The sequence below is a fragment of the Campylobacter iguaniorum genome (assembly GCF_000736415.1).
In the GTDB taxonomy this organism is placed as follows: domain Bacteria; phylum Campylobacterota; class Campylobacteria; order Campylobacterales; family Campylobacteraceae; genus Campylobacter; species Campylobacter iguaniorum.
Map to the genome: position 1 here is coordinate 23,871 of NZ_CP009043.1, position 24,783 is coordinate 48,653.

Consider the following 24,783-nt stretch of genomic DNA (forward strand, 5'->3'; position numbering starts at 1 on the left):
ACGCAAATTTACTTTTGTTTATGATAAATTTGTTAAAATCAAACAAAAGGACGAATATGCTTACTACTAGATTGCATCTTGGCGAATATAGGGATTTTGAGCTATTAAAAGATGATGATTTGAGTAAATTTCGTCATTCTAAAATCGCCAAATCGAGCATAATCTACGCTAATAACATAAAATTCCTTATCATAAAAGATGGTTCAGCCAAGCTTAGCTATATAGATGGGTCAAAAGAGTTTATCATAAACTTTTTGCAACCTGGCAATATGATATTTTTGGATAAAAATTGCGTGGTCGAAATACTTAACGATAGTGATATTTTGGAGCTAAATATCAAAGACATTTCTGAGCTTTTTGAAAATAGGGATTTTAGTATGTCTTTAGTCAATTCGCTCATAAGAAACGTGGTAATGCAAAGGCAGATTATAGCTGATATTGTCTTTGGAAATTTGGAGCTTAGGCTGGAGAATTTTTTGCGAAATTTGGCTAATGAACAAAATGAAAATTTGCGTGATAAAAGCATAGTCACGTTGCCTTTTTCTATCACTGTGCTTGCAAATCTGCTTGGATTTGAGAGGCAAAGCGTCTCAACTACTTTTAACAAGCTGCTTCGTAGCGGTGTTTTGCAAAAATATGGCAAAAATAAATTTATACTAGCTTAGCGTCACAGCCCACTGCCAAAACGGCAAAATTTGGCATTTTATACCCTCAAGTGCGGTGTTTGCTTCATTTGCATTGCTTATAATAATTACTTTATTAATCCCTAATTGCTTATAAAACTTCAAGTGTTTTTTAAATCTCAAAAAAATAATTTCAGGCGCAGAAAATGGAATAATGATAATCCCAAGACTCTCTTTTGGCAGGTAAAAATCGACTTCATCAGTGAAGTAAATCTCGCTTTCGAGCTTCAAAAGTTCGCAAAAAACCATATTTGCGATGATGATTTTTGGATCTTTGTCAAAGCTAAGAGCGTTTCGCAAACCAAAATCGCTAAAATAAACCCTTTTAAACATACTTTTTTCGTTAAAATTTGGAATGAAATTTATAAAATTATTCTCTTGCAAATAGCTGAAATTTTCATATAATTTGTCTTTTGAGATTTTGCCTAAATTTTTTAGATTTTTGTAAATTTGATGACCGTTGAAGTTTTGGTGGATTTGCAAAGCAATTTGTGAAAGGATCCCAATCCCAAAGCTATCAAGCCCTGCTCCAAGCTTTGTTTGCAAAAAAGGTGTAATCTCAAAATCTTGCAAAAATGCACTTTTAGCCGCGTTTCCACGAGCTAAAAAGTGGCTAAAAAGCGTCCTTGCTTCATAGCTTTTTCGGTAAAAGGCGATGAACTCTTCATAGTCTAAGCCACTAAGCCTAACCTCTGTAAAATCATCAAAATTAAGCAAATTTGAAGTGGTTGAAATAATGATATTTTCGCATTTGCAAGGTAAGATGAAGCCATTTTTTGCTCCGTCAAATCCAACGGCTTTTATATCGTTTGCTTTGATAAACTCACCTAAATTTTCCAAGCTTTGTGAGTTTAGTCTGAAATCTTCTAAATTTATATACAAAAAATTATCAAATCTCTCCAAATATTCGCACAAAAGCGTGGTTTTGCCACTATTCATGCTGCCTTTTAGCAAGATTTTATCATCATCAAAATAGACTTTTCTATCGATAAATTTAGTATTTTTAGGTGGGTTTTGGTAGAAGTATTCAAGCGTTTTCATCTAAGCTCATCAAATAGTGATTTTTCCATACTTTTGACGTGAAAACTGCTTCTTGTAAGCTCATTTGAGCCAAATTTACTAAGAGCTTCTATGTGTGCTTTTACGCCATAACCTTTGTGCTTAGCGTAGCCAAAGCTTGGAAAAACCTTGTCCCAAGCTCTCATCTGCCTATCACGGCTGACTTTTGCGATGATGCTAGCTGCACTGACTTGTTTGATTTTCGCGTCAGCCTTGATGAGCGTGGCGATGCCTCTCACGCCATAATCACAGTTGCCATCATAGATAAAATCGCAATTTTCAAAGCTAAATTTGATAACCTTTAAAGCTTGTCTTAAACATTGGCTAAGCCCGATTTCATCGACTATAGTATTGCGAAAATAAACCACTGTGTAATGGCTAAATTTGATTAATTCATCGTAAATTTTTTCACGTTTTGATTCGCTAATTTTTTTGCTATCGCCTAAGCCAAGAGATGAGATTTCACTCTCAAATCCAGGCTTAAAAACACATCCAGCCACGACAAGCTCACCAGCCAAAGCTCCACGTCCAGCCTCGTCGATACCGCAAATTTCAGCCATTTTCACGCCTATTTGCTACTAGTGAGCAGACAAAGGCTAGTACGATGAAACCAAATCCTATGGTGCCAGTAAGCGCTTCGCTGACTTCATGAAAGATGTTTATAAACATAATGATCGCAAGGGCGAGTATGGCATAATGCGCACCATGCTCAAGGTATCTAAAGCTCTCAAGCGTCTTTTTATGCACCATAAATAGTGTAAGACTTCTGACAAACATAGCTCCTATGCCAAGTCCTATCATGATGATGAAGATGTTTTCACTCATCGCAAATGCACCTATCACGCCATCAAAGCTAAAGCTTGCGTCAAGCACTTCAAGGTACAAAAATCCCATAAATCCACTTTTGACACCATTGTTGCTAAATATCTCATCGAAAAGATTTAACGCCATGTGGAGCAAAATCCCACAAAAATATGTGATTGAGTAGCTTAAATTTGACGTTATATATGAGATAATGATACCGACTAAAATAGCGATAAAAAGGGGCATAGAGCTAGTTTGAGTGAGTATTTTGACAAGGTAGCTATCTTCTATGAACTTTATCCAGCTAATCTCCTTTTCTTCAAAGAAAAATGACAAAAACACCATAAGTAAAAATGCGCCGCCAAAGATGTAAATTTGATTTTTGTTTGCCGCAAGTGCTGCGTGGTAGGCGTCTGGATCATTTAAGGCTAGGCTAAAAGTCTCCCACATACTAAGACCAGCTACAATTGAAACTATGAGTATCGGAAACAAAAATCGCATACCAAAAACCGCGATTGGAATGCCAAAAATGATAAATCTATCTTGCCATTTTTGACTCATTTTTGATAAGACTTTTGCGTTTACCACGGCATTATCAAAGCTAAGACTGACTTCTAAAATCCCAAGCAAAGCACAGATATAAACCGCCACAAATCCACCGATGAAATAAGCCAAAACAAGCCCGATTAGTGTAATAAAAAATGATGAATAAAAGTATTTCATAAACTCTCCAAAATGGGTTATTATAGCATAGATTTAATATTATGGTAATTTAAAAAGTACACTAAATTTATTAAATAAATAAAAATCTGATATAATTTCAAGGTACGCAAAAATAGTATTTTTATATCTTCAAGGTTGAAATTGTTTGATAAATTAAAGCCCAAATCAGAATTTAATAAAAACATTCTTACTTTACTTAGCGGAACTATTATATCCCAAGCCATACCTATTGCCATAAGCCCTATACTTACTAGGATTTATGCGCCAGATGACTTTGGTATATTTGCTTTGTTTTTGGCTATTTCATCTATATTTGGAACGATTGTTACGCTTAGATATGAGATGGCAATAATGCTTCCTAAAAAAGATGAAGATGCTATCAATATACTTGCTATGGGATTTATAGCAACTTGTTTTATGTCTTTGGTGTTTTTAATATTGGTAATAATATTTGGTGATTGGTTTGTGGCGAGGCTAGAAAATAAAGAGATTGGCTTATGGTTATATTTTATTCCTATAACTGTATTTTTTTTAGGTATATTTAATCTGCTAAGTTATTTTAATATCAGAAAGAAAAATTATGTAAATTTAAAAAATGCAACAATACTAAAATCAATAATTTTTTCAGTAGTTCAACTATGCGTAGGGATAATAAAGCCCGGTGCTTGCGGATTGATATTAGGTGATATAACATCAAAAATGTGTGCGAATTTGCAATTGTTAAAAAATATCATACAAGACAAGGCATTGATGTCAAAAATATCAAAAATCAAGATAATGGCTTTAGCAAAAAAATATAAAGACTTTCCTACGCACAATACTATTTCTAGTTTGTTTAACGCTTTTTCTGGGCAACTAGTATTTATAATGATTCCAAAAATATTTGGCTTTATTATTAGCGGATATTTCTTTTTGCCAAATAAAATGATAGATCTCTCATCGGCTTTAATATCAAATTCAATATCGCAAGTATATTTACAAAATATATCAGAAAATAAAAATAAAAATTTGCAAAATCTTCCTCTTTTTAAAAGCACTTTAAAAAAGCTTTTTTTAATAGCTTTATGTATTAGTATTGTTGGTTATATTTTATCGCCTTTAGTTTTTCCTTTTATTTTTGGAGAAAGTTGGGCGATATCTGGAGAAATAGCGCAATATTTATTTGTGATATTTTTGATTAAATTTTGCGTAAGACCATTGCAAGTTACTTTAATATCATATATGGAGTTAAAAAAATTAGCATTTTGGCAATATTTGTATTTTATTACTAGCGTTTCTTTATTTATAATTTCATTGCAATTAAAAGTAGATTTAAAGCTATTTTTGATATTATTTACACTTCATGAGTATTTGTTGTATGGGATATATTTATATCTGATATTTACATGCGTAAAGAAATTTGATAAACAAATAACAAAATCATAATTTTAGTATTTTTGTGTAAAAAAAAAAGGGGGGGGGTCGGTGCTAGGCGTAGCGTATTGGTTATTTTTGCTTTTTATTATTTTTTTAAATTTTATAAGCTTTAGAAATAGCATTTATTCAAAAACCATCTTACCTTTTATAATGATTTTATTGTGGTTGTTTATTGGATTTAGGTATGAAGTTGGCGGGGATTGGGCTGGATATATAGATGTTTTTAATCAAATAAATTCATATCCTTTTGTGCTGGGTAGGGATTTTGGATATTATGTTTTAAATATTTTAGCGGCTAAATTTGGCTTTGGTATAGTTTTTGTCAATGCTATGTGTGCCTCTATAGTCTGTTTGTTTTTGTATCTTTCACTGAGAAAATTAAGCTATCCATTTGCAAGTTTGCTATATCTATTTCCATTTGCTATAGTGGTGATTGTTATGGGATTTACTAGACAAGGAGCGGCTTTGTCTATCTTGCTTTTTGGCTTTATGCTTTTTGCATATGAGAAAAGATACTTGGCTTTTTTAGCCTGTGTTTTGCTCGGTAGTTTGTTTCATACATCAGTTTTGCTGATGCTTCCCCTAGTTGCATTTGGGTTCAAATTTAAGCTTAAATATACCTTGATTTTGTGTGCCGTAGTTGGCTTGGCATTTATCTCTTTATATTTTTATGGAGTGTTTGATAAATTTATAGGTAGCTATATAATAAAAGATCATTATCATTCGAAAGGGGCTATTTTTAGGGCTGGTTTACATTTGTTGCCTGTTTTTATCTATATTTTTTATAGAAAACAGATTATTAAATTTGATTTAAATTTTATATTGCTAGATGCAATGAGTATTTGTATCGCTGTTTTGTTTATTTTATCGTTTTATCTTTCTACTCCGGTTGATAGGATTATGTATTATTTTTATATCTATGATATTGTGATTTTGGATTGTTTACTTCGTTTAAACGATGGATTTAAACAAAAAATTATTTTATTTTTGTTGAGTGGATATAATATTTTATTATTTGGTATATGGTATTTTTATTCGTATTATGCGATTAATTTTTGGCGTACTGGTTCAAATTTGATTTTGGAGTATGTGTTTTGAATAAAATAATTATCATCTCAAATACTTCTTGGAGCATATATAATTTTAGATTAAATTTAGCTAAGGCTTTTATAGATAATGGCTATGAGGTTCAAATCGTCGCACCAAAAGACGGATATACAAATAAATTAAATCAAAAGTTTAACGTATATGATGTAGATATTGATTCTAACGGTATAAATCCACTAAAAGATCTTAAAACAATTTTTCAAATTTACAAAATATATAAAAAACTAAAGCCAGATATAGTTTTAAACTTTACTATAAAACCAAATATTTATAGCTCACTTGTTTGTAGATGTCTGCAAATCCCTTGTATATCAAATGTAACTGGACTTGGAACGATTTTTATAAAACAAAATTTCATTACTAAAATTGCAAAGTTTTTATATAAAATAGCCTTGAAGAAAAATAAAACAGTATTTTTTCAAAATGAAGACGATAAAAAATTATTTTTACAATATAATTTGATAGGTCAAAAAAGCAATATAGATGTACTTCCTGGAAGTGGAGTAGATCTTGATAAATTTAAGCCCATTATAAAGGCGGATAATGGTGAATTTATCTTTTTATTTGTTGGGCGACTTATAAAAGATAAAGGAATAACCGAGCTCATAGAAGCTAGTTTGATTCTAAGAAAAAAATATAAAAATTTTAAAATTTGGTTGCTTGGCAAACTAGAAGTTCAAAATAATACAGTAATTTCACAAAGTGAGTTAGATAATTGGCTGACAAATGATTTTATAGAGTATTTAGGTGCTACTGATAATGTCGCTGATATAATATCTAAGAGCGATTGCGTTGTTTTGCCATCATATAGAGAAGGAACGCCAAGATGCCTGCTAGAAGCTGCTGCTATGGAAAAACCTATCATAACTACAAACACAATAGGCTGCAAAGATGTAGTAGATGATGGTATAAACGGACTATTATGCGAGGTTAAAAATGTAAAAGATCTAGCTCAAAAAATGGAAACAATGCTAAACTCATCTATTAAACAACGAAGGCTATGGGGGGGGGTAGGACGCCAAAAGATCATACAAAAGTATGATGAGAAATTTGTTATTGATAGATATTTACTTCATATAAAAAATATACAAAATTACAATTAGGAAATTATCAAATGAAAAAAGTAATTTTTTTAATAAATTCTTTAGAAGGCGGTGGAGCTGAAAGAGTAGTAAGTACAATTTTAAATAATTTTGTAGAAAAATATGAATGTTATTTGATATTGATGCAAGACGGTATATTTTATGAATTGGATAAAAGAATAAATATTCTTTATTTAGATAGAGCAGAAAGCAGTTTGGGGCTTATTAAATTTCTAAAATTACCTATTTTAGCTTATAAATTAGCAATGATTATAAAAAAATATAAATTTGAACATATAGTTAGTTTTTTGTATAGAGCAAACTATATAAATGTACTATCAAATTTATTTACTCAACATAAAACTATTATAAACGAATGTTCTATGCCATCTATGAAATGCAAAAATGGAGATAGATTTAGCGGCAAGATAAACAAATTTTTGATTAAACTACTATATGGGAAATCAGATTTGTGTTTATCAAATTCTTATGTAAATATGATGGATTTAAAAAATAATTTTAACGTAAATAAAATAGGATATATTTATAATCCACTCAATATAGATATGATTAAAAAATTATCAAAAAGCAGTATTCAAACTACTAAAAAAAGATTTACGTTTGTCACAGTCGGTAGATTGATTGAAAGCAAAAATCATAAATTGATTATTGAAGCTATAAAAGATTTCGACGTCGATCTGTGGATAATAGGAGAGGGTCGATTAAAATTAGAGCTTCAAAATTTTGTTGAGAGTTGTGGGCTAAATGATAAAGTGTATCTACTTGGTGGTAAAGAAAACCCTTTTAGCTATTTATCAAAGGCTGATTGTTTTATATTTGGCTCAAATTATGAAGGTTTTCCAAATGTTTTGATTGAAGCCTTGGCCTGTGAATTGCCTATTATTTCTACTGATTGTCAAAGTGGTCCAAGAGAACTTTTGGCGCCAAATAGTGATGTAAATTTTTATCTAAAAGATAAAATAGAATTAGCTAAATATGGTATTTTAACTCCTATAAAAAATATAGAGAAAATGAAAGAAGCTATAAAATTAATAATGAATGATAATAAATTAAGACAAAGTTATAAAGAAAAAACAAGACAAAGAGCAAATGATTTTAGAGTAGAAAAAAATATTAAATTATATGAAGAGAAAATATTTGCAGATTAATTTAGTGGATAAAATTAAGCCAAATATAAACCGCATGAAAAAATATTTATAAAATATAAAATTATTAATTTCCATTGGTAAAGCGAAACTGCTTAAATAACATAAGATTTGTTTTATTTTTAATTCGATAAAATATATTTAGAATAGTTATATCTATAAGATAACTAAATTTATATAAATTAATACAGATATGAAAAAAGCTGTTAGATAGTGAAAAGCATAAAATATCTTCAATAAATAACTATTTTAAGGAAATAATAAAATATGTATATGGTAATAATATGATACTAAATTTAATCGGTCGCACAAAAGAGCTTTTTGCCAGTGATATAAACGCCCACGCAAAAGAGCTAAAAGAAATAGTCTCAAACTCATCGTTTTTAGTCATCGGTGGAGCTGGGAGTATCGGACAAGCAGTCACTAAAGAAATCTTTAAACGAAACCCACGCAAACTCCATGTAGTGGATATTTCAGAAAACAATATGGTAGAGCTTGTAAGGGATATAAGAAGCAGTTTCGGCTACATAGATGGCGATTTTGCGACCTTTGCACTAGATATTGGAAGTGTGGAATATGACGCATTTATCAAAAGTGATGGCAAATATGACTATATTTTAAATTTATCCGCCCTAAAGCACGTAAGAAGCGAAAAAGATCCATTTACGCTTATGCGTTTAGTGCAAACCAACATTTTTAACACAGATAAAACACTTCTTCAAGCTATCAAAAACGGTGCTACAAAATACTTTTGCGTCAGTACTGACAAGGCGGCAAATCCAGTCAATATGATGGGTGCGAGCAAACGCATAATGGAGATGTTCGCCTTTAGGCGTTCGCTTGATGTGAGCGTGTCAATGGCGAGATTTGCCAACGTGGCATTTAGTGATGGAAGCTTGCTTCATGGCTTTAATGAACGTATCAAAAAAGTTCAGCCCATAGTGGCTCCAAACGATATAAAAAGATACTTTGTCACACCAAAAGAAAGTGGCGAGCTATGCTTGATGAGTACGATTTTCGGGCAAAATAGGGATATATTTTTCCCGAAGCTCTCAAGCGAGCTAAATTTAATCACATTTAGCGATATTGCTATCAAATACCTTGAAAGCTTGGGCTATGAGCCGTATCTTTGCACTAGCGAAGATGAGGCTAGAGAGCTTGCAAAAACTCTTCCAAATAAAAAAATCTGGCCTTGTCTATTTACTCCTAGTGATACGACTGGCGAGAAAGATTTTGAAGAGTTTTACACAGACAACGAAACGCTAGACATGGATAGATTTATAAATCTTGGCGTGATAAAAAACGAAGCTAAATTTGACGAAACAAAACTAAATAACTTTAAAAATGCTATAAATGAGCTAAAATTTAGCCAAATTTGGAGCAAAGAAGATATCTTAAAAGAGTTTTTAAAACTCATTCCAGACTTCGCCCACAAAGAAACAAGGAAGTATCTCGATGCAAAAATGTAATATGCAAAGTATTGTTAAATTTATCAAACAAACCTTTAAAACTGATGGTTTTGTAGCACTTCATGAACCAAAATTTATAGGCAATGAAAAAAAATATTTAAACGAGTGTATAGATAGCACGTTTGTTTCAAGTGTAGGCAAATACGTGGATGAGTTTGAGCGAAATCTTGCCAAAATCACTGGCTCTAAATACGCAGTGGCCACAGTAAATGGCACTTCTGCTTTGCACGTGGCTTTGAAGCTTATGGGTGTTGGCGTGGGCGATGAGGTTATCACTCAGCCACTTACTTTTATCGCTACTTGCAACGCCATAAGCTACCTTGGAGCAAGACCAGTTTTTATTGATGTTGATCTTGAGACTCTTGGCATGAGTGACGTGGCTTTGAGCGAGTTTTTGGAGCAAAATTGCGTGGTTAAGGACGAAAAATGCTTCAATAAAACCACAAATAAACAGATAAAAGCTTGCGTGCCGATGCATACATTTGGTCATCCTTGCAAAATCGATAAGATAGCTGGTATTTGCCAAAATTGGCATATAAGCTTGGTCGAGGACGCAGCTGAAAGCCTTGGGAGTTTTTATAAAGGCAAACATACTGGGACGTTTGGTAAGATTTCTGCGTTTTCATTTAATGGCAACAAAATCGTCACAAGTGGCGGCGGCGGAGCTATCGTAACCGATGATGAAGAGCTAGCCAAAAGAGCCAAATCCATAACCACCACAGCCAAAGTCCCACACCCCTATGAATACGTCCATAATGAAGTTGGGTTTAACTACAGAATGCCAAATTTAAATGCAGCTTTGCTCGTAGCTCAGCTTGAGAATTTAGACAAATTTTTAGCTTCTAAAAGAGAATTAGCTGGGATTTATAGTGAGTTTTTTGCAAATTTGGGTATTAGGTTTATCACTGAGCCAAGTGAGGCAAAGTCAAATTACTGGTTAAATGCGATTTTTCTTGATGATTTGAGTGACAGGAACGAGCTTTTAGAGTTTTTGAGTACAAACGGTGTGATGAGTAGACCGATTTGGCGACTTATGAATGAGCTTGAAATGTTTCAAAACTGCCAAAGCGGAGATCTAAAAAATGCAAAGTTTTTGGAGCAAAGAGTGATAAATTTGCCAAGTAGCGTAAGGCTATAAGATGAGAGAAAATATCGTTTTAATAGGTGGTGGCGGACACGCTAAAAGCGTAATAGACGTGCTAGAAATGCAAGGCAGATTTAACATCATCGGCATAATCGACAGCCAAAACGTAGGCAAAATGGTGCTAAACTATCAAATAATCGGCACAGATGATGACCTAAAATCTATCTTTAAAGAGTGTAAAAACGCCATAATATCAGTCGGACAGATCAAATCTGTAGAGACTAGAATACGCCTTTTTGAGCTTGCTAAAAGCATTGGATTTATGCTTCCTACTATTATCTCTCCACTTGCTTATGTCTCAAAACATGCTAGTTTAGGTGAAGGCACAATCATCATGCACCAAGCACTCATAAACGCTGGAGCTAAAGTCGGCAAAAACTGCATTATAAATACAAAAGCCCTCATCGAACACGACGCCATAGTAGGCGATCACTGCCATATATCCACAGCAAGCGTGGTAAATGGCGGAGTGTTCGTGGGTGAAAAAACATTTTTTGGGAGTAATAGTATGGCAAGAGAGTATATAGAAATATCGCAAAATAGCGTGATAGGGGGGGGTCTCGCAGTTATGAGATAAACTTTTGCCCTAAAAATTTAGTCTTTTTATCAAATAAAAACCAAAAGCAGAACATATGATAAAAAGACTGAAAATAGGTTATTTTGCTGATGGAAAATGGGGGCATAATGCGTTTGATAAGCTCGTAAGTGACAACGAGATTGAAATTGGGTTTGTTTGTGTTAGATTTGATAGTAATGACGAAACATTATATAGGCTTGCAAAAACTTATAATATTGATTATCTAAAACATAAAAATATAAATTCAAAAGAATTTATACAAAGCGTTAAAAAGTATAATTGCGACCTGTTTGTTTCGATGTCGTTTAATCAAATTTTTAAAAGTGAGATTTTAAATCTACCTAAATTTAAGACAATAAATTGTCATGCTGGAAAATTACCAAAATACCGTGGTAGAAATATTTTAAATTGGGTGTTAATTAATGATGAAAAGGAGTTTGGTATAACCGTACACTATATGGATGAAGGTATAGATACTGGTGACATTATCTTACAAAAAACTTTTTGCATAAAAGATGATAGCACGTACGAAACGCTTTTAGAAGTAGCCTATAAGGAGTGTGCAAATATACTTTATGAAGCTATTTGTATGTTTAAAAAAGGCGCTCCAAAAGGTATTAAACAAAGCGGGATTGGATTTTATTGTTCTCAAAGAAAAGTTGGAGATGAGATTTTGGATTGGAATCAAAACTCACGTGATATTTTTAATTTTGTCCGTGCGATTTGTAGTCCTGGACCTATGGCAAGAGCTTTTATTGCTGGTAAAGAGATGAAGATAAATAAAGTAATAGAGCTTAAAAAGGCAGTGGATTACAGGTGCATTGTGGGTGCGATTTTGCATATAGACAAAGATGGGTTTTTAGTAAAAACCAAAGATAGTTTTGTTAAAATAGTTGAATTTGAGTTTGATGGTAAAATAAAAATTGGAGATAGATTTGATATTAAATAAAGTCTTTATAATAGCAGAAGCTGGGGTCAATCATAATGGCAGCTTGGAACTGGCTAAAAAGCTTATAGACGTAGCAAGCGATGCTGGAGCTGACGCGGTTAAATTCCAGACATTTAAAGCAGTAAATTTGGTATCAAAAAACGCTGATAAAGCCCAATATCAAAAGCAAACTACGGATAAAAATGAAACTCAGTTTGAGATGATAAAAAAGCTTGAGCTAGATAAAAACGCCCACGCTGAGCTGATAAGCTACGCTAAAAGCAAAAATATAATGTTTTTATCCACGCCATTTGATCATGATAGCATAAATTTATTAGCTGAATTTGGGCTTGAAATATTCAAAATCCCAAGTGGCGAGATAACGAATTTGCCATATCTTAGGCATATAGGAAGTCTTGGGAAAAGCGTAATTTTAAGCACTGGAATGGCAAATTTGGGTGAGATTGAAAATGCGTTAGAAATCCTCACTCAAAACGGCACAAAAAAAGAAAATATAACTGTTTTACACGCAAATACTCAGTATCCAACGCCATTTTGCGATGTAAATTTAAAAGCCATGATTACGATAGGCAGGGCTTTTGATGTCAAATTTGGCTATAGCGATCACACTTCTGGCATAGAAGTCCCGATCGCCGCAGTTGCTTTAGGCGCGACAGTCATTGAGAAACACTTCACACTTGATAAAACTATGCAAGGACCAGACCATAAAGCAAGCCTTGAGCCAAGCGAGCTAAAAAATATGGTAAAAGCTATAAGGAATATAGAGCTAGCCTTAGGAAGCAGTATCAAAAAACCAAGCCCAAGCGAGAGCCAAAATATAAATATAGCTAGAAAATCAATAGTCGCAAAATGCGAAATCAAAAAAGGCGAGATTTTTAGCGAATCAAATTTAGCTATCAAACGCCCAGGAAATGGCATAAGCCCAATGAGGTGGGATGAAATAATAGGACAGATCGCCACTAAAAACTACAAAGAAGATGAGTTAATATGAGAAAAATTTGTGTAGTCACGGGCACACGTGCAGAGTATGGCTTACTCTACTGGCTTATGAAAGAGATAGAAAATGAGCTAAATTTGCAGCTCCAAGTAGTCGTTACTGGTACGCATTTGAGTCCTGAGTTTGGTCTGACTTACAAAGAAATCCAAAAAGACTTTAAAATAGATAAAAAAGTAGAGATGCTACTATCAAGCGATACATCAGTTGGCATCACAAAATCAATGGGTTTAGCCATGATAGGATTTGGCGAGGTATTTGATGAGCTAAAGCCTGATATAATAGTAGTTTTGGGTGATAGATATGAGATATTTTGTGCTGCTAGTGCGGCGATGATATCGAGAATCCCAATAGCTCATTTACATGGTGGCGAAGCCACAGAGGGCTTAATCGATGAAGCCATTCGCCACTCCATAACCAAAATGAGCCATCTACATTTTGTGGCTACAGATGAGTATGCAAGGCGTGTTATCCAGCTAGGAGAAGAGCCAAGTAGAGTATTTAACGTAGGTGGAATGGGTATAGAAAATATAAAAAGACTAAATTTACTCTCAAAAGATGAGTTTGAAAAATCTATAAATTTTAAATTAAATCAAAAAAATTTGCTAGTCACATTTCATCCAGTTACATTGGAAAAAGAATCGGCAAAAGAACAATTTAACGAGCTTTTAAACGCACTTGATGAGCTAAAAGATACAAATATAATTTTCACAAAAGCCAACGCTGACACTGGTGGAAAAATTATAAACGAAATGATAGATGAATACGTAGCTAAAAACTCAAACAAATCAATATCTTTTGCCTCTTTAGGACAGCTTAGATACTTAAGTGCGTTAAAATACGTGGATATGGTAGTAGGAAATAGCTCAAGTGGATTAAGTGAAGCTCCAAGTTTTAAAATAGCTACTATAAATATAGGAGATCGCCAAAAAGGTCGCATAAAAGCAAGTAGTGTAATAGACTGCGAGCCTTATAAGCTAAGCATACAAAATGCAATAAAACAAGCCTACACAAAAGAATTCAGACAAATACTAAAAAACACAACCAATCCTTATGGCAATGGAAATGCTAGTAAAAAGATTATAGAAGTATTAAAAAAGGTAAATTTGGATAATATTCTAAAAAAGAAATTTTGGGATATAGGGGTGGATTAGTGAAAATAGTATTTATCGGTGCAGTGCAATTTTCAAAATCTGCTTTAGAAAAACTTGTGGATATAGGTGCAAACATAGTTGGAGTCTGCACAAAAGAAAATAGTAAGTTTAATAGTGATTTTGCCGATCTTACTCCTTTATGCAAAGCAAATAAAATACCATATAAATACGTTAATGATATCAATTCAAATGAAAATATAGAATGGATCAAATCTTTAGAGCCAGATATTGTTTTTTGTTTTGGATGGTCTAGCCTTATTAAAAAAGAACTTCTAAATTTATGCCCTATTATAGGTTATCATCCTGCACAATTACCGCAAAATCGTGGTCGCCACCCTCTTATTTGGGCTTTAGCTCTTGGGCTTAAACAGAGTGCATCTACATTCTTTTTTATGGATGAAGGAGCTGATAGTGGAGATATATTATCACAACAGAGTTTTAAAATCTCATATCATGATACAGCACAAACTTTATACGATAAAGTAAGCCAAATAGCCTTAAAACAGATATCTAAATTTACAAAGCAAATCTCTAAGCTTTACTTAGACAATTTACGAAATGGGGGGGGGTATGGCGACTCTTTTAAAAATACCTTGCTTGCAATTTCTGTCAAACAATATGGCTTGGCAAGTAATACTTGGCGAAAGAGAGATAAAAATGATGGTTTGATAGATTTTAGAATGACTAGTTATGCTATTTATAATCTAGTTAGAGCATTAAGCAGACCGTATGTTGGAGCAGAATTTATCTATAAAGAACAAAGTTTTAAAGTATGGAAATCCAAAGAAGTCACTGTAAATTTACCAAATATTGAAGCTGGTAAAGTATTAAAAGTAGATGAGAACGGTATTTTGGTTAAAACTTATGATAATGCTATACTTTTAATAGAACATGAATGTTCTATATTGCCTCGGATAGGAGAATATCTATAGCTTAATCTTGCTCCTTGTTATTAAATTTAAGGAGCAAAAATGAAAGATATAATCAAACAAACCTATATGGAAGTTTTAGAACAAACTGGTGCGGAGCTGTTGGTACCAGACTTAGAAAATGATGTAATATTATTAGAAAGTGGTTTAGATTCATTAGGATTTGCAATCTTGGTTGCAACACTTGATGAAAAACTTGGATTTGACCCTTTTACTATGATGGATAGACCATTTTATCCGTCTACTTTTGGCGAATTTGTTGATATATATGAAAAAATGAATCCAAACAAGTAGTTTGTAATGAGTATTTTAGAATATATATCTGATATTCCATCTAATAGAGTTGCTTTTGTTTCAAAATATGAAGAGTTTTCTTATAAAAATTTAAAAGAATTATTTGTAAAAAATAAAAAGACAATTGATAATTTAAAAAATTCTTGTATTGCCATAAATTCTGTAAGTAGATTCGAATTTGCTAAGTTGCTTTGTATTTTGGATGGAAATGTAAAACGCATAGCTTTTTTTTCTAATAATCTAGATAAAAATTTACTTAAAAAATATTATAAGCAATTGCATATTAATTATGATGTATTTTTAGATAATGATATTATACAATTAAATATTATAGACGAAAATACAGATATTGAGCTAAAAGAGATAAAAAATACCCAATGGGTTATTCCTACATCTGGGACCACAAATCAACCAAAATTAGTAGCACATACATTTGAAAGCCTTTCTAGGACAACTAAAACAAATACTGAAATTGGTTCAAAATATATTTGGGGATTAACATTTGACATTTATAGATTTTCTGGTATTCAAGTCCTTTTGCAATCAATACTCGGTGGTTCGACTATAATAATACCAGAATCAAATTATTCTATGAAAGATATCATAAATTTATTTATAAATAATTCTTGTAACATAATATCTGCCACTCCATCTTTTTGGAGAAAGGTTTTAATGACAAAAGAATCAAATAATTTAAAGCTAAGAAGGGCAACTTTAGGAGGAGAGATATCTGACCAATCAATATTGGAAGCTCTTAAAATTAAATTTAAAAATATAAAAATAACGCATATATATGCTTCTACAGAAGTAGGTGTTGGATTCGTAGTTACAGATGGTTTTGCTGGATTTCCATATTCATATATAAAGGATGGAATAGAAAATATTAATATGAAAATTAGTAATGATTCTGTGTTGTTTATTAAGCCAAAAGAAAAATTACAAGAATATATCTCAAACAATTCTATGTATGATGATAATGGGTTTATAGATACAGGTGATTTGGTAACAATACAAAATGATAGAGTTTTATTTTTAGGTAGAAAATCAGGTTCTATCAATGTTGGTGGCAATAAAGTGCAACCAGAAGAAGTTGAAATAAAACTATTAGCTTCTAATTTGATATCAAATGCTTTTGTATATGCTAAAAAAAGTACAATTATGGGTTATTTGGTTTGTGCAGATGTTATACCAATAAATAATAATTTAGATAAAAATGAACTGAAGAAAAAACTACTATCTTATTGTCGTAAAAATTTAGATGGCTTTAAAATACCTGCTATTGTAAATATAGTAGATGATTTAGAGATTACACAAAATGGAAAGTTGAGAAGGAATTAGTATGGATTTAATAATAGTAACAGGTTCATCTAAGGGTTTGGGTTTTTCTATTTGTAAAAGATTATTGGAATCTAATTATATGGTGGTTGGAATAGCAAGAACTAAAAGTGAAGAATTTTTAAATTTGCAAAAAGCTTATCCTAAAGAGCTATTTTATAAAGAATATGATTTTAATAATACGGCAAATATACAGTTGCTTGTAAGAGAAATAACTAAAGAATATGGGAATATTTACGGACTGATAAATAATGCAGCATTGGGATATGATGGTATTTTAGGAACGATGCATGAAAGCCAAATATCGGAGCTTATAAGGGTAAATATTGAAGCGCCAATTATTCTTACAAAATACGTGAGTCGTTCTATGATTATGAAATTTAGAGGGAGGATTATCAATATTGGATCCATTATAGGGAATACTGGATTTAATGGATTATCTGTTTATGGAGCTACAAAAGCTTCAATGCAAGGATTTACAAGATCATTAGCTAGGGAATTAGGTAAAGCAAATATTACCGTGAATACTATAGCTCCAGGATATATGCAAACTGCAATGACAAGTAAACTTCAAGGTCAGAAGTTAGAAAGTATTAAAAGAAGATCTCCATTAGGACACCTTGTTACGGTTGATGATGTGGCTGGATCGGTGCTATTTTTGTTATCAGATGATGCTAAAAATATTACAGGAACCATAATTACAGTAGATGCCGGAAGTGTATCATGAAAATAGAGTATCTAATACTAAAGAGCAAAGAAGAAAAAAATTATTACAAATATGATATTCAAAGAAATTTTTCTGATGTTTATCACAAAGAGTTAAAAGATGATCAATGGGAACATCAATTTATAAATTCACCATATAATGATACGGCTTTATTTTTGGCAAAAGATATTGATAATAATTTAATAGTCGGAACTTCTCTTATGATTTTGCAAAAATATGCTACAAAAGAAAAAGAGGGTAATTTTTATCTTTTTACTACTTCTATGGTAATAAAAGAGTATAGGAATAGAGGAATTTATGTACAATTGTTAAAACTACAAAAAGAATATGCGCAAAAAAATAATGTAGATTTTATTTTGGCGTTTCCCAATAAATTAGCCTATCCATGTTTAAAGTTATTTGGTGGATTTAAGGATATAAAAAAGATAAAATTAATAAGGACAAATTTAGAAAATGTAAATTTAAATAGCTTTGAAAGCAGCTTGGTGATTGATAAAGAGATGCTTAAGTGGAGATTTGAACATAAAAATTATCTATTTTGTGTAAGAGATAATAAGATAATAATTTTCAAAAAATTTGAAAATGCATATGATATTTTGGCGGTATTGGATTATATAAATTTTGACCATAATCTAATGCAAGCAAATATTTGTGACCTATCAGTTGTAAATATTTTAGAGTTTAATGCAAAAAATGATAATAATATAGAAGTAATAGATACGATTAATGCAACCTATTTGCCTATACAAAGTGATTTTGATTATTCCAAAATTTACATAAATTTACTTATGTCGGATGTATTTTGATGAAAAAAATATTAGCTTTTACATCTATTCGTTCAGATTATGATTTGTTATCACCTTTATATAAATTACTAGATAAAGATGAAGATATAGATTTTAAAATTATAGTTAGTGGTGCTCATTTATCTCCAAATTTTGGATATAGTGTGCAAGAGATAAAAAAAGATGGTTTCGATATTTTGTTAGAAATAGAGACATTGTTGAGTTCGGATACAAATTTATCTAGATTAAAAAGTGCAAGTTTGTTGTTGCAAAATAGCCTAGAAACTATTGCAAAATTTAATCCTGACGTACTCATTTATGCCGGAGATAGAGAAGATGTACTTATATACTCTATGATAGGTGGATATCTTGGTATTCCTACATTACATTTTTTTTCTGGAGATCATGCAGAAGATGGCTATATTGATAATCCTATAAGACACGCAACTTCTAAGCTTTCGACTGCTCATTTCGTCACGTTAGAACAGCATAAAAAAAGACTGATTAGGCTTGGCGAAGAGGAGAATAGGATATTTGTCATAGGAAATATATCTCTAGATAAATTTGAAGATTTTAAACCAATAAATAGGAGTGAAATTAAAAACTACTTTGGTATAAAAAATGGTTTTGATAATTTTGCTTTAATGATATTTCACCCCATTACTTCTGAACTAGCGTTAGTGGATGAGTATTTTGAGAATATTTTATTAAATTTAAAAGATAGAAAAATAGATACATTTGTAAGTTATCCAAATATTGATCAAGGAAATACTAAACTTCTTAAAGTTATTGATAAATATAAAAATGATAAAAATTTTATTTTTTATAAAAATTTAGATAGAATTATGTTTATGTCTATTTATAAACAATCTAAATTTATAATAGGAAATTCGTCTTCTGGTGTGTGTGAAGCTGCTAGTTTTAAAATACCAGCAATAAATGTAGGATATAGACAGGTCGGAAGATACGCGGATAGAAATGTTATATTTTGCACTACCGATTATAATGATATAGGTAGAAGTATAGATACTGCTACATCTAAAGAATTTATAGGTAGTTTAAATAATCTTTTAAACTCTTATGGGGATGGCAAAAGTGCCACTAGGGCTTTTGATATTATTAAAAAAACAGATTTTAAATCGACGATTGTGAAATCAATAGATCCATTAAAGGTAAATTTATAATGAAAAATAAAATTTTAGTCATAGCGGTTCATCCGGATGACGAAACTTTAGGTTGTGGTGGGACATTGCTAAGACACAAAGCAAATGGTGATGAGATTCACTGGCTGATTTGTACCAGCATAGATCAAAATCATAGTTATTACACTGCAAGAGAACAAGAAATAAAAGAAGTTGCTAAAGCATATAAATTTGATAGTGTTATAAATTTAGGGTTAAATACTATGCGAGTTGATGAGTATAGTATGAGTGAGTTGATAACCAGTATTTCTAAAGTGATGAATGATATCAAGCCAGATACTATTTATTTGCCATTTAAAGGCGATGTGCATAGCGATCATCGTAAGATATTTGAAGCTGCTTATAGCTGTACTAAATCATTTCGTTATCCATTTATAAGGCGAATTTATATGATGGAGACTTTGAGCGAGACAGAATTTGCTCCAAGTACAAAAGAAGATAGTTTTATACCAAATGTTTTTGTAGATATATCCGAGTTTATAGAAAAAAAATGCAAGATTATGCAAATTTTTAAAAGTGAAGTAGCTACAGCTCCATTTCCTAGAAGTATAGAAAACATAAAAGCTCTTGCGACATTTAGAGGCTGTACTTTAGGGGGGGGGTATATAGGTTGTGACAAATCTATATACGCAGAGAGCTTCGTTCTCATTAAAGAAAGGCAGATATAGCAAAAAGATTATGGTAGTCACTGGGACTAGAGCAGAGTATGGACTGCTTTATTGGCTTATAAAGGGTATTGAAAAAAGTGATGATTTAGAGTTACAACTCATCGTAACTGGAGCGCATTTAGAAGAGTGTTTTGGCTACACTTATAAAGAAATAGAGAAAGATTTCCCAAATTTTGATAAAATTCCACTTGATCTAAAAAACGATGATGAAAGCAGTATTTGTCATTCTATGGGTTTGGCTACTCAGCGATTTGGGGATAAGCTTAAAACTCTAAAACCAGATATTTTAGTGGTTTTAGGTGACAGGTATGAAATGTTATCTACTGCTATAGCAGGAATGATTTATGGAATACCTATCGCGCACATTCACGGTGGAGAAAAGACTGAAGGTGCATTTGATGAAGCCATTCGCCACTCCATAACCAAAATGAGCCATCTACATTTTGTGGCTACAGATGAGTATGCAAGGCGTGTTATCCAGCTAGGAGAAGAGCCAAGTAGGGTATATAATGTAGGTGGAATGGGTATAGAAAATATAAAAAGACTAAATTTACTCTCAAAAGATGAGTTTGAAAAATCTATAAATTTCAAACTAAATCAAAAAAATATACTAGTTACATTTCATCCAGTTACATTAGAAAAAGAATCGGCAAAAGAGCAATTTAGCGAGCTTTTAAACGCACTTGATGAGCTAAATGATACAAATATAATTTTCACAAAAGCCAACGCTGACACTGGTGGAAAAATCATAAATGAAATGATAGATGAATACGTAGCTAAAAACTCAAACAAATCAATATCTTTTGCCTCATTAGGGCAGCTTAGATATTTAAGTGCGTTAAAATACGTGGATATGGTAGTAGGAAATAGCTCAAGTGGATTAAGTGAAGCTCCAAGTTTTAAAATAGCTACTATAAATATAGGAGATCGCCAAAAAGGTCGCATAAAAGCAAGTAGTGTAATAGACTGCGAGCCTTATAAGCTAAGCATACAAAATGCAATAAAACAAGCCTACACAAAAGAATTCAGACAAATACTAAAAAACACAACCAATCCTTATGGCAATGGAAATGCTAGTAAAAAGATTATAGAAGTATTAAAAAAGGTAAATTTGGATAATATTCTAAAAAAGAAATTTTGGGATATAGGAGAATAGATGCGAACAAGAATAATTGCGAAGCTTGACGTAAAACCACCATACGTTGTAAAGCCAGTATATTTTGATGGGTTAAGAAAAATTGGTTTATCATCAATGTTAGCCAAGAAGTACTATGAGCAAGGTGCAGATGAGATAGTGTATATAGATATAGTTGCATCTTTATATCAAAGAGAGATTATTTTATCCGATATAAAGCAAACTGCAAATGAGATTTTAGTTCCTTTTGCAATAGGGGGGGGGGTTACATCTATAGATGATATTTCATCTATATTTAGATCTGGTGGCGATAAGGTCATTATAAATACATATGCTATACAAAATAATCCGCAAATAATAAATCAAGCTTCAGAAATTTTTGGCAATCAATCGATAATTATAAATATCGAAGCAAAAAAATGGGATAATTGGTATGAATGCTACAGCGATGGTGGAAAAATTCAAACAGGAAAAAATGTAATATCATGGGTTAAAGAAGTTGAACAAAGAGGTGCTGGAGAAATAATACTTCAATCTGTAGATAACGATGGCATACAAAAGGGCTTTAATAAAGAACTTGCAAAAATGGTAGTTGATGCTGTAAATATACCAGTGATAGTTGCAAGTGGTGCTGGTAGTTTAGAAGATATCTATAACTTAATTACTTATGCCAATCCTAGTGGAGTAGCGATTTCTAGCGTCTTGCACTATAATAAATATACTATCAACGATATCAAGGATTATTTGTCTAAACATGGTATAGAGGTATTTAGATGAGTAATATAATAGGAATTGTAGATTATGGAATAGCTGGAAATTTATATAGTATTCAAAAAGCCATAGAACAAGCTGGAGGCCTTGTAAAAATTATCAGTAATGAGCAAGATTTTTATATAGTTGATAAAATAGTCTTGCCAGGTGTTGGTAGCTTTAAGGATGCAATGATAAGATTTAGTAAGGATAATTTTTTAGAAATCTTAAAAACATCTATTGCTATTAAGCCAACTTTAGGTATTTGCCTTGGTATGCAACTTCTTTGCAAATTTGGTTTTGAACATGGAAAAACTGATGGTTTGGGTATGATAAGTGGTGAAGTTCAGCCACTTTTGATTGATGAAAAATTACCTCATATGGGATTTAATAAGATATGCGTGATAAAACCAAACAAGCTTTTAAAAGGAATAGAAAATGAAGAATTTTATTTTATGCATTCTTACGAAGTTATAAACTTAGATAATGTGATAGCTACTACGAAATATGCAGATCGCTCTTTTGTATCTGCTATTTTAAAAGATAATATTTATGGTGTGCAGTTTCATCCTGAAAAAAGCAAAGAACCAGGGATTCAGCTATTTAGAAATTTTATTAGTCTAGGAGAATAAAATGATATTACATAAAGATACTCAAAAAAGATATAATCTACCTACGGAGGTAAAATATTGTAAAAAGTGCACTATATCGAATCAAAGACCTAGAATCACTTTTAATGATGAAGGTGTATGCTCTGCTTGTCAATATGCAGATTTTAAGCAAAATAAAATTGATTGGGTTTTAAGAGATAAAGAGCTTAAGGAATTATGTGATAGATTTAGAAAAAATGATGGCTCGTACGACGTTATAGTCCCATCAAGCGGGGGCAAGGACAGCAGCTTTGTTGCTTATCAACTTAAATACAAATATGGTATGAATCCATTAACGGTTACTTGGTCTCCCCATATTTGGAGCAAAGATGGTTTTAATAATTTTCAATCGCATATTCATATTGGTGGGTTCGATAATGTGCTTGGAACACCAAATGGAATTATTCATAGAAAACTTACAAAAATATCATTTGAAGTCTTGGGCGATCCATTTCAACCATTTATATATGGACAGTCAAATTTTCCAATGCAAATGGCTTTAAAACATAATGTTTCACTTATAATGTATGGTGAAAATGGTGAAGTTGAGTATGGTGGCAGTATGAAAAATGCCTTTAAACCAAATCGTGATTATAAGATAGATCATAAAGCGCATTATTTTTCCGGATTAGCTCCAGAGGATTTATTACAGTACGGTATAAATTCAAATGATATTTTACCTTATATGGCACCAGAAGATGAATTATTAGATAAGCTTGGTCTAGAAATTCATTTTTTTGGATACTATAAAAAGTGGATTCCGCAAGAGTTATATTATCATGCTGTTGAGCATACTGGTTTTAAGCCTAGATTTTGTAGAAACGAAGGTACATATTCTAAGTATGCATCTTTAGATGATGAAATAGATGGGTTTCATTACTATCTTTCATATATCAAATTTGGTTTAGGCAGAGCGACTTCTGATACTGCACATGAGATTAGAGATGGACATATTACTAGAGATGAAGGTATTAAACTTGTTAAAAGATTTGATGGGGAATTCCCAATGTTGCATTTCAAGACATTTTTGGAGTATTGTGATATAACCGAGGAATATTATTATGATATTATTGATAGTTGGAGATCTCCACATTTATGGGAAAATAGATATGGAAAGTGGAAGTTAAAAAAACCTATTTGGGAAAGATAATATAAAATGATATTATTTTTTGTATTTAAAGATATTTTTAAAGAATATCTGTATAATAGTTTTTTGCTTAAATGCAAAATATAAAATATTTTTAAGGAACAAAAATGAAGCATCAAGATTATATATATTTAAGTGAGGATTATTATAATAAACCAAAACAGATATTCTCTTATCTATTGGATTTATTGGAACAAAATTTAGGTAGTACCCCCCCCCCATTTTTCAAATCTAAAAAGCTATTAGATATAGGTTGTAGCAGGGGAGAGTTTTTATATTTTTGTAAAAAGAGTTTAAAATTTGATACAAATTTACTCTATGGGTTGGATTACAGCAGCAATCTTATAGACGAGGCTATAAAATTTGATGGGTTAAAGGGTGTAAATTTTAGTGTTGGTTCGGCTGAAAATTTTAACTTAAATACTCAGTTTGATATTGTTTTTATGACCGGTGTTTTATCATATTTTGATGATGTGTCAGATACTATAAAATGTATAGATTCTCACTTATCTCCAAATGGCATAGCTATCATTACTGGTGGTTTTAACGACGCCGATGTAGATTTAATCACAAGATATAGAAACAATAGATATTTTAATACTTTTGAGCCTGGCTGGAATATGCACTCTATTCATACTATAAGAAAAATCTTAAAAACATACAAACTTGATATCATCGATATTAAGACGTTTTATCTTTCATTTAATAGTATACCTCAAGAAGATCCATGCAGAAGTTGGAACATACAAACCGAAAATGGAGTTAAATTCACAAATGGTATGAGTCTTTTGTATGATATAAGGTCACTTATTATAAAAAGAGTATAACCGGGAT

26 protein-coding genes are annotated in these 24,783 nt (G+C 31.7%); 23 read left to right on the top strand and 3 right to left on the bottom strand.

Annotated elements, in window-relative coordinates:
* Positions 1-56: 56 nt before the first annotated feature.
* Positions 57-665, top strand: a complete 609-nt coding sequence (locus CIG1485E_RS00085; protein ID WP_038452447.1) for a Crp/Fnr family transcriptional regulator — start codon at positions 57-59, stop codon at positions 663-665.
* On the opposite strand, the gene CIG1485E_RS00090 is transcribed toward CIG1485E_RS00085, so the two are convergent.
* The 3 genes from CIG1485E_RS00090 to CIG1485E_RS00100 are packed head-to-tail and all read right to left on the bottom strand — an operon-like array spanning position 657 to position 3,269.
* On the bottom strand, positions 657-1,724 hold the full coding sequence (locus tag CIG1485E_RS00090) for an ATP-binding protein (RefSeq protein WP_038452448.1): 1,068 nt from the start codon (positions 1,722-1,724) through the stop codon (positions 657-659). The genes CIG1485E_RS00085 and CIG1485E_RS00090 overlap by 9 nt on opposite strands.
* On the bottom strand, positions 1,721-2,302 hold the full coding sequence (locus CIG1485E_RS00095) for a ribonuclease HII (protein ID WP_038452449.1): 582 nt from the start codon (positions 2,300-2,302) through the stop codon (positions 1,721-1,723). The genes CIG1485E_RS00090 and CIG1485E_RS00095 overlap by 4 nt, the downstream gene beginning before the upstream one ends.
* Positions 2,295-3,269, bottom strand: a complete 975-nt coding sequence (locus tag CIG1485E_RS00100) for a DUF475 domain-containing protein (RefSeq protein ID WP_038452450.1) — start codon at positions 3,267-3,269, stop codon at positions 2,295-2,297. Before CIG1485E_RS00100 ends, CIG1485E_RS00095 begins: the two co-directional genes overlap by 8 nt.
* Positions 3,270-3,410: 141 nt before the next feature.
* Between CIG1485E_RS00100 and CIG1485E_RS00105 the strand changes: the two genes are divergently transcribed.
* The 22 genes from CIG1485E_RS00105 (at position 3,411) to CIG1485E_RS00210 (ending at position 24,776) form a co-directional block, all read left to right on the top strand.
* Entirely contained in the window at positions 3,411-4,694 is a 1,284-nt protein-coding gene (locus tag CIG1485E_RS00105) for a lipopolysaccharide biosynthesis protein (protein ID WP_038452451.1), read from the top strand.
* A gap of 39 nt (positions 4,695-4,733) precedes the next feature.
* Positions 4,734-5,783 carry an EpsG family protein gene (locus tag CIG1485E_RS09130; RefSeq protein ID WP_051870881.1) on the top strand — a complete coding sequence of 350 codons (1,050 nt, stop codon included), beginning with the start codon at positions 4,734-4,736 and terminating at the stop codon, positions 5,781-5,783.
* The gene (locus CIG1485E_RS00115; protein ID WP_038452452.1) at positions 5,780-6,895 is read left to right on the top strand and encodes a glycosyltransferase family 4 protein; all 1,116 of its coding nucleotides are present in this window, start codon (positions 5,780-5,782) and stop codon (positions 6,893-6,895) included. The genes CIG1485E_RS09130 and CIG1485E_RS00115 overlap by 4 nt, the downstream gene beginning before the upstream one ends.
* A gap of 11 nt (positions 6,896-6,906) precedes the next feature.
* Complete coding sequence (locus tag CIG1485E_RS00120; RefSeq protein WP_038452453.1) at positions 6,907-8,043, top strand: glycosyltransferase; 1,137 nt, start codon at positions 6,907-6,909, stop codon at positions 8,041-8,043.
* Positions 8,044-8,324: 281 nt separating this feature from the next.
* On the top strand, positions 8,325-9,509 hold the full coding sequence (locus tag CIG1485E_RS00125; RefSeq protein WP_038452454.1) for a UDP-N-acetylglucosamine 4,6-dehydratase: 1,185 nt from the start codon (positions 8,325-8,327) through the stop codon (positions 9,507-9,509).
* Positions 9,496-10,647 carry a LegC family aminotransferase gene (locus CIG1485E_RS00130; protein WP_407637571.1) on the top strand — a complete coding sequence of 384 codons (1,152 nt, stop codon included), beginning with the start codon at positions 9,496-9,498 and terminating at the stop codon, positions 10,645-10,647. Before CIG1485E_RS00125 ends, CIG1485E_RS00130 begins: the two co-directional genes overlap by 14 nt.
* A 1-nt stretch (position 10,648) precedes the next feature.
* Positions 10,649-11,230 (top strand): NeuD/PglB/VioB family sugar acetyltransferase, encoded by a 582-nt coding sequence (locus tag CIG1485E_RS00135; protein WP_051870882.1) that lies wholly within the window; start codon positions 10,649-10,651, stop codon positions 11,228-11,230.
* Between the two features lie 55 nt (positions 11,231-11,285).
* Positions 11,286-12,179 (top strand): methionyl-tRNA formyltransferase, encoded by an 894-nt coding sequence (locus CIG1485E_RS00140; protein ID WP_038452455.1) that lies wholly within the window; start codon positions 11,286-11,288, stop codon positions 12,177-12,179.
* Entirely contained in the window at positions 12,169-13,170 is a 1,002-nt protein-coding gene (neuB, locus tag CIG1485E_RS00145; RefSeq protein WP_038455445.1) for an N-acetylneuraminate synthase, read from the top strand. The genes CIG1485E_RS00140 and neuB overlap by 11 nt, the downstream gene beginning before the upstream one ends.
* Complete coding sequence (gene neuC, locus CIG1485E_RS00150; RefSeq protein ID WP_038452456.1) at positions 13,167-14,327, top strand: UDP-N-acetylglucosamine 2-epimerase; 1,161 nt, start codon at positions 13,167-13,169, stop codon at positions 14,325-14,327. Before neuB ends, neuC (CIG1485E_RS00150) begins: the two co-directional genes overlap by 4 nt.
* On the top strand, positions 14,327-15,259 hold the full coding sequence (locus CIG1485E_RS00155; protein ID WP_038452457.1) for a formyltransferase family protein: 933 nt from the start codon (positions 14,327-14,329) through the stop codon (positions 15,257-15,259). Before neuC (CIG1485E_RS00150) ends, CIG1485E_RS00155 begins: the two co-directional genes overlap by 1 nt.
* A gap of 39 nt (positions 15,260-15,298) precedes the next feature.
* A complete protein-coding gene (locus tag CIG1485E_RS00160) occupies positions 15,299-15,550 on the top strand; it encodes a hypothetical protein (protein WP_038452458.1) in 252 nt (83 codons plus the stop codon).
* A 6-nt stretch (positions 15,551-15,556) separates the two neighbouring features.
* Positions 15,557-16,888 carry an AMP-binding protein gene (locus tag CIG1485E_RS00165; RefSeq protein ID WP_051870883.1) on the top strand — a complete coding sequence of 444 codons (1,332 nt, stop codon included), beginning with the start codon at positions 15,557-15,559 and terminating at the stop codon, positions 16,886-16,888.
* 1 nt (position 16,889) lies between these two features.
* Entirely contained in the window at positions 16,890-17,612 is a 723-nt protein-coding gene (locus CIG1485E_RS00170; protein WP_038452460.1) for an SDR family NAD(P)-dependent oxidoreductase, read from the top strand.
* Complete coding sequence (locus CIG1485E_RS00175; protein WP_038452461.1) at positions 17,609-18,418, top strand: GNAT family N-acetyltransferase; 810 nt, start codon at positions 17,609-17,611, stop codon at positions 18,416-18,418. The genes CIG1485E_RS00170 and CIG1485E_RS00175 overlap by 4 nt, the downstream gene beginning before the upstream one ends.
* Positions 18,418-19,581, top strand: a complete 1,164-nt coding sequence (neuC, locus tag CIG1485E_RS00180; protein WP_038452462.1) for a UDP-N-acetylglucosamine 2-epimerase — start codon at positions 18,418-18,420, stop codon at positions 19,579-19,581. The genes CIG1485E_RS00175 and neuC (CIG1485E_RS00180) overlap by 1 nt, the downstream gene beginning before the upstream one ends.
* Positions 19,581-20,267: a PIG-L deacetylase family protein gene (locus CIG1485E_RS00185; RefSeq protein WP_038452463.1), complete on the top strand. Its 687-nt coding sequence runs from the start codon at positions 19,581-19,583 to the stop codon at positions 20,265-20,267. The genes neuC (CIG1485E_RS00180) and CIG1485E_RS00185 overlap by 1 nt, the downstream gene beginning before the upstream one ends.
* A gap of 10 nt (positions 20,268-20,277) precedes the next feature.
* The gene (gene neuC, locus CIG1485E_RS00190) at positions 20,278-21,423 is read left to right on the top strand and encodes a UDP-N-acetylglucosamine 2-epimerase (RefSeq protein WP_038452464.1); all 1,146 of its coding nucleotides are present in this window, start codon (positions 20,278-20,280) and stop codon (positions 21,421-21,423) included.
* Positions 21,424-22,179, top strand: a complete 756-nt coding sequence (hisF, locus tag CIG1485E_RS00195) for an imidazole glycerol phosphate synthase subunit HisF (protein ID WP_038452465.1) — start codon at positions 21,424-21,426, stop codon at positions 22,177-22,179. It abuts the gene before it with no gap.
* Positions 22,176-22,784 (top strand): imidazole glycerol phosphate synthase subunit HisH, encoded by a 609-nt coding sequence (hisH, locus tag CIG1485E_RS00200; protein WP_038452466.1) that lies wholly within the window; start codon positions 22,176-22,178, stop codon positions 22,782-22,784. Before hisF ends, hisH begins: the two co-directional genes overlap by 4 nt.
* A gap of 1 nt (position 22,785) precedes the next feature.
* Positions 22,786-23,952, top strand: a complete 1,167-nt coding sequence (locus CIG1485E_RS00205) for an N-acetyl sugar amidotransferase (RefSeq protein WP_038452467.1) — start codon at positions 22,786-22,788, stop codon at positions 23,950-23,952.
* Positions 23,953-24,056: 104 nt separating this feature from the next.
* Complete coding sequence (locus CIG1485E_RS00210) at positions 24,057-24,776, top strand: class I SAM-dependent methyltransferase (RefSeq protein ID WP_038452468.1); 720 nt, start codon at positions 24,057-24,059, stop codon at positions 24,774-24,776.
* Positions 24,777-24,783 lie beyond the last annotated feature (7 nt).

Excerpts from the sequence above, each read along its gene's own strand:
- CIG1485E_RS00085 (WP_038452447.1), top strand. The coding sequence starts at position 57 with ATGCTTACTACTAGATTGCATCTTGGCGAATATAGGGATTTTGAGCTA.
- CIG1485E_RS00090 (WP_038452448.1), bottom strand. The coding sequence starts at position 1,724 with ATGAAAACGCTTGAATACTTCTACCAAAACCCACCTAAAAATACTAAA.
- CIG1485E_RS00095 (WP_038452449.1), bottom strand. The coding sequence starts at position 2,302 with ATGGCTGAAATTTGCGGTATCGACGAGGCTGGACGTGGAGCTTTGGCT.
- CIG1485E_RS00100 (WP_038452450.1), bottom strand. The coding sequence starts at position 3,269 with ATGAAATACTTTTATTCATCATTTTTTATTACACTAATCGGGCTTGTT.
- CIG1485E_RS00120 (WP_038452453.1), top strand. The coding sequence starts at position 6,907 with ATGAAAAAAGTAATTTTTTTAATAAATTCTTTAGAAGGCGGTGGAGCT.
- CIG1485E_RS00125 (WP_038452454.1), top strand. The coding sequence starts at position 8,325 with ATGATACTAAATTTAATCGGTCGCACAAAAGAGCTTTTTGCCAGTGAT.
- CIG1485E_RS00130 (WP_407637571.1), top strand. The coding sequence starts at position 9,496 with ATGCAAAAATGTAATATGCAAAGTATTGTTAAATTTATCAAACAAACC.
- CIG1485E_RS00135 (WP_051870882.1), top strand. The coding sequence starts at position 10,649 with ATGAGAGAAAATATCGTTTTAATAGGTGGTGGCGGACACGCTAAAAGC.
- CIG1485E_RS00140 (WP_038452455.1), top strand. The coding sequence starts at position 11,286 with ATGATAAAAAGACTGAAAATAGGTTATTTTGCTGATGGAAAATGGGGG.
- neuC (WP_038452456.1), top strand. The coding sequence starts at position 13,167 with ATGAGAAAAATTTGTGTAGTCACGGGCACACGTGCAGAGTATGGCTTA.
- CIG1485E_RS00160 (WP_038452458.1), top strand. The coding sequence starts at position 15,299 with ATGAAAGATATAATCAAACAAACCTATATGGAAGTTTTAGAACAAACT.
- CIG1485E_RS00165 (WP_051870883.1), top strand. The coding sequence starts at position 15,557 with ATGAGTATTTTAGAATATATATCTGATATTCCATCTAATAGAGTTGCT.
- CIG1485E_RS00170 (WP_038452460.1), top strand. The coding sequence starts at position 16,890 with ATGGATTTAATAATAGTAACAGGTTCATCTAAGGGTTTGGGTTTTTCT.
- CIG1485E_RS00175 (WP_038452461.1), top strand. The coding sequence starts at position 17,609 with ATGAAAATAGAGTATCTAATACTAAAGAGCAAAGAAGAAAAAAATTAT.
- neuC (WP_038452462.1), top strand. The coding sequence starts at position 18,418 with ATGAAAAAAATATTAGCTTTTACATCTATTCGTTCAGATTATGATTTG.
- CIG1485E_RS00185 (WP_038452463.1), top strand. The coding sequence starts at position 19,581 with ATGAAAAATAAAATTTTAGTCATAGCGGTTCATCCGGATGACGAAACT.
- neuC (WP_038452464.1), top strand. The coding sequence starts at position 20,278 with ATGGTAGTCACTGGGACTAGAGCAGAGTATGGACTGCTTTATTGGCTT.
- hisF (WP_038452465.1), top strand. The coding sequence starts at position 21,424 with ATGCGAACAAGAATAATTGCGAAGCTTGACGTAAAACCACCATACGTT.
- hisH (WP_038452466.1), top strand. The coding sequence starts at position 22,176 with ATGAGTAATATAATAGGAATTGTAGATTATGGAATAGCTGGAAATTTA.
- CIG1485E_RS00205 (WP_038452467.1), top strand. The coding sequence starts at position 22,786 with ATGATATTACATAAAGATACTCAAAAAAGATATAATCTACCTACGGAG.
- CIG1485E_RS00210 (WP_038452468.1), top strand. The coding sequence starts at position 24,057 with ATGAAGCATCAAGATTATATATATTTAAGTGAGGATTATTATAATAAA.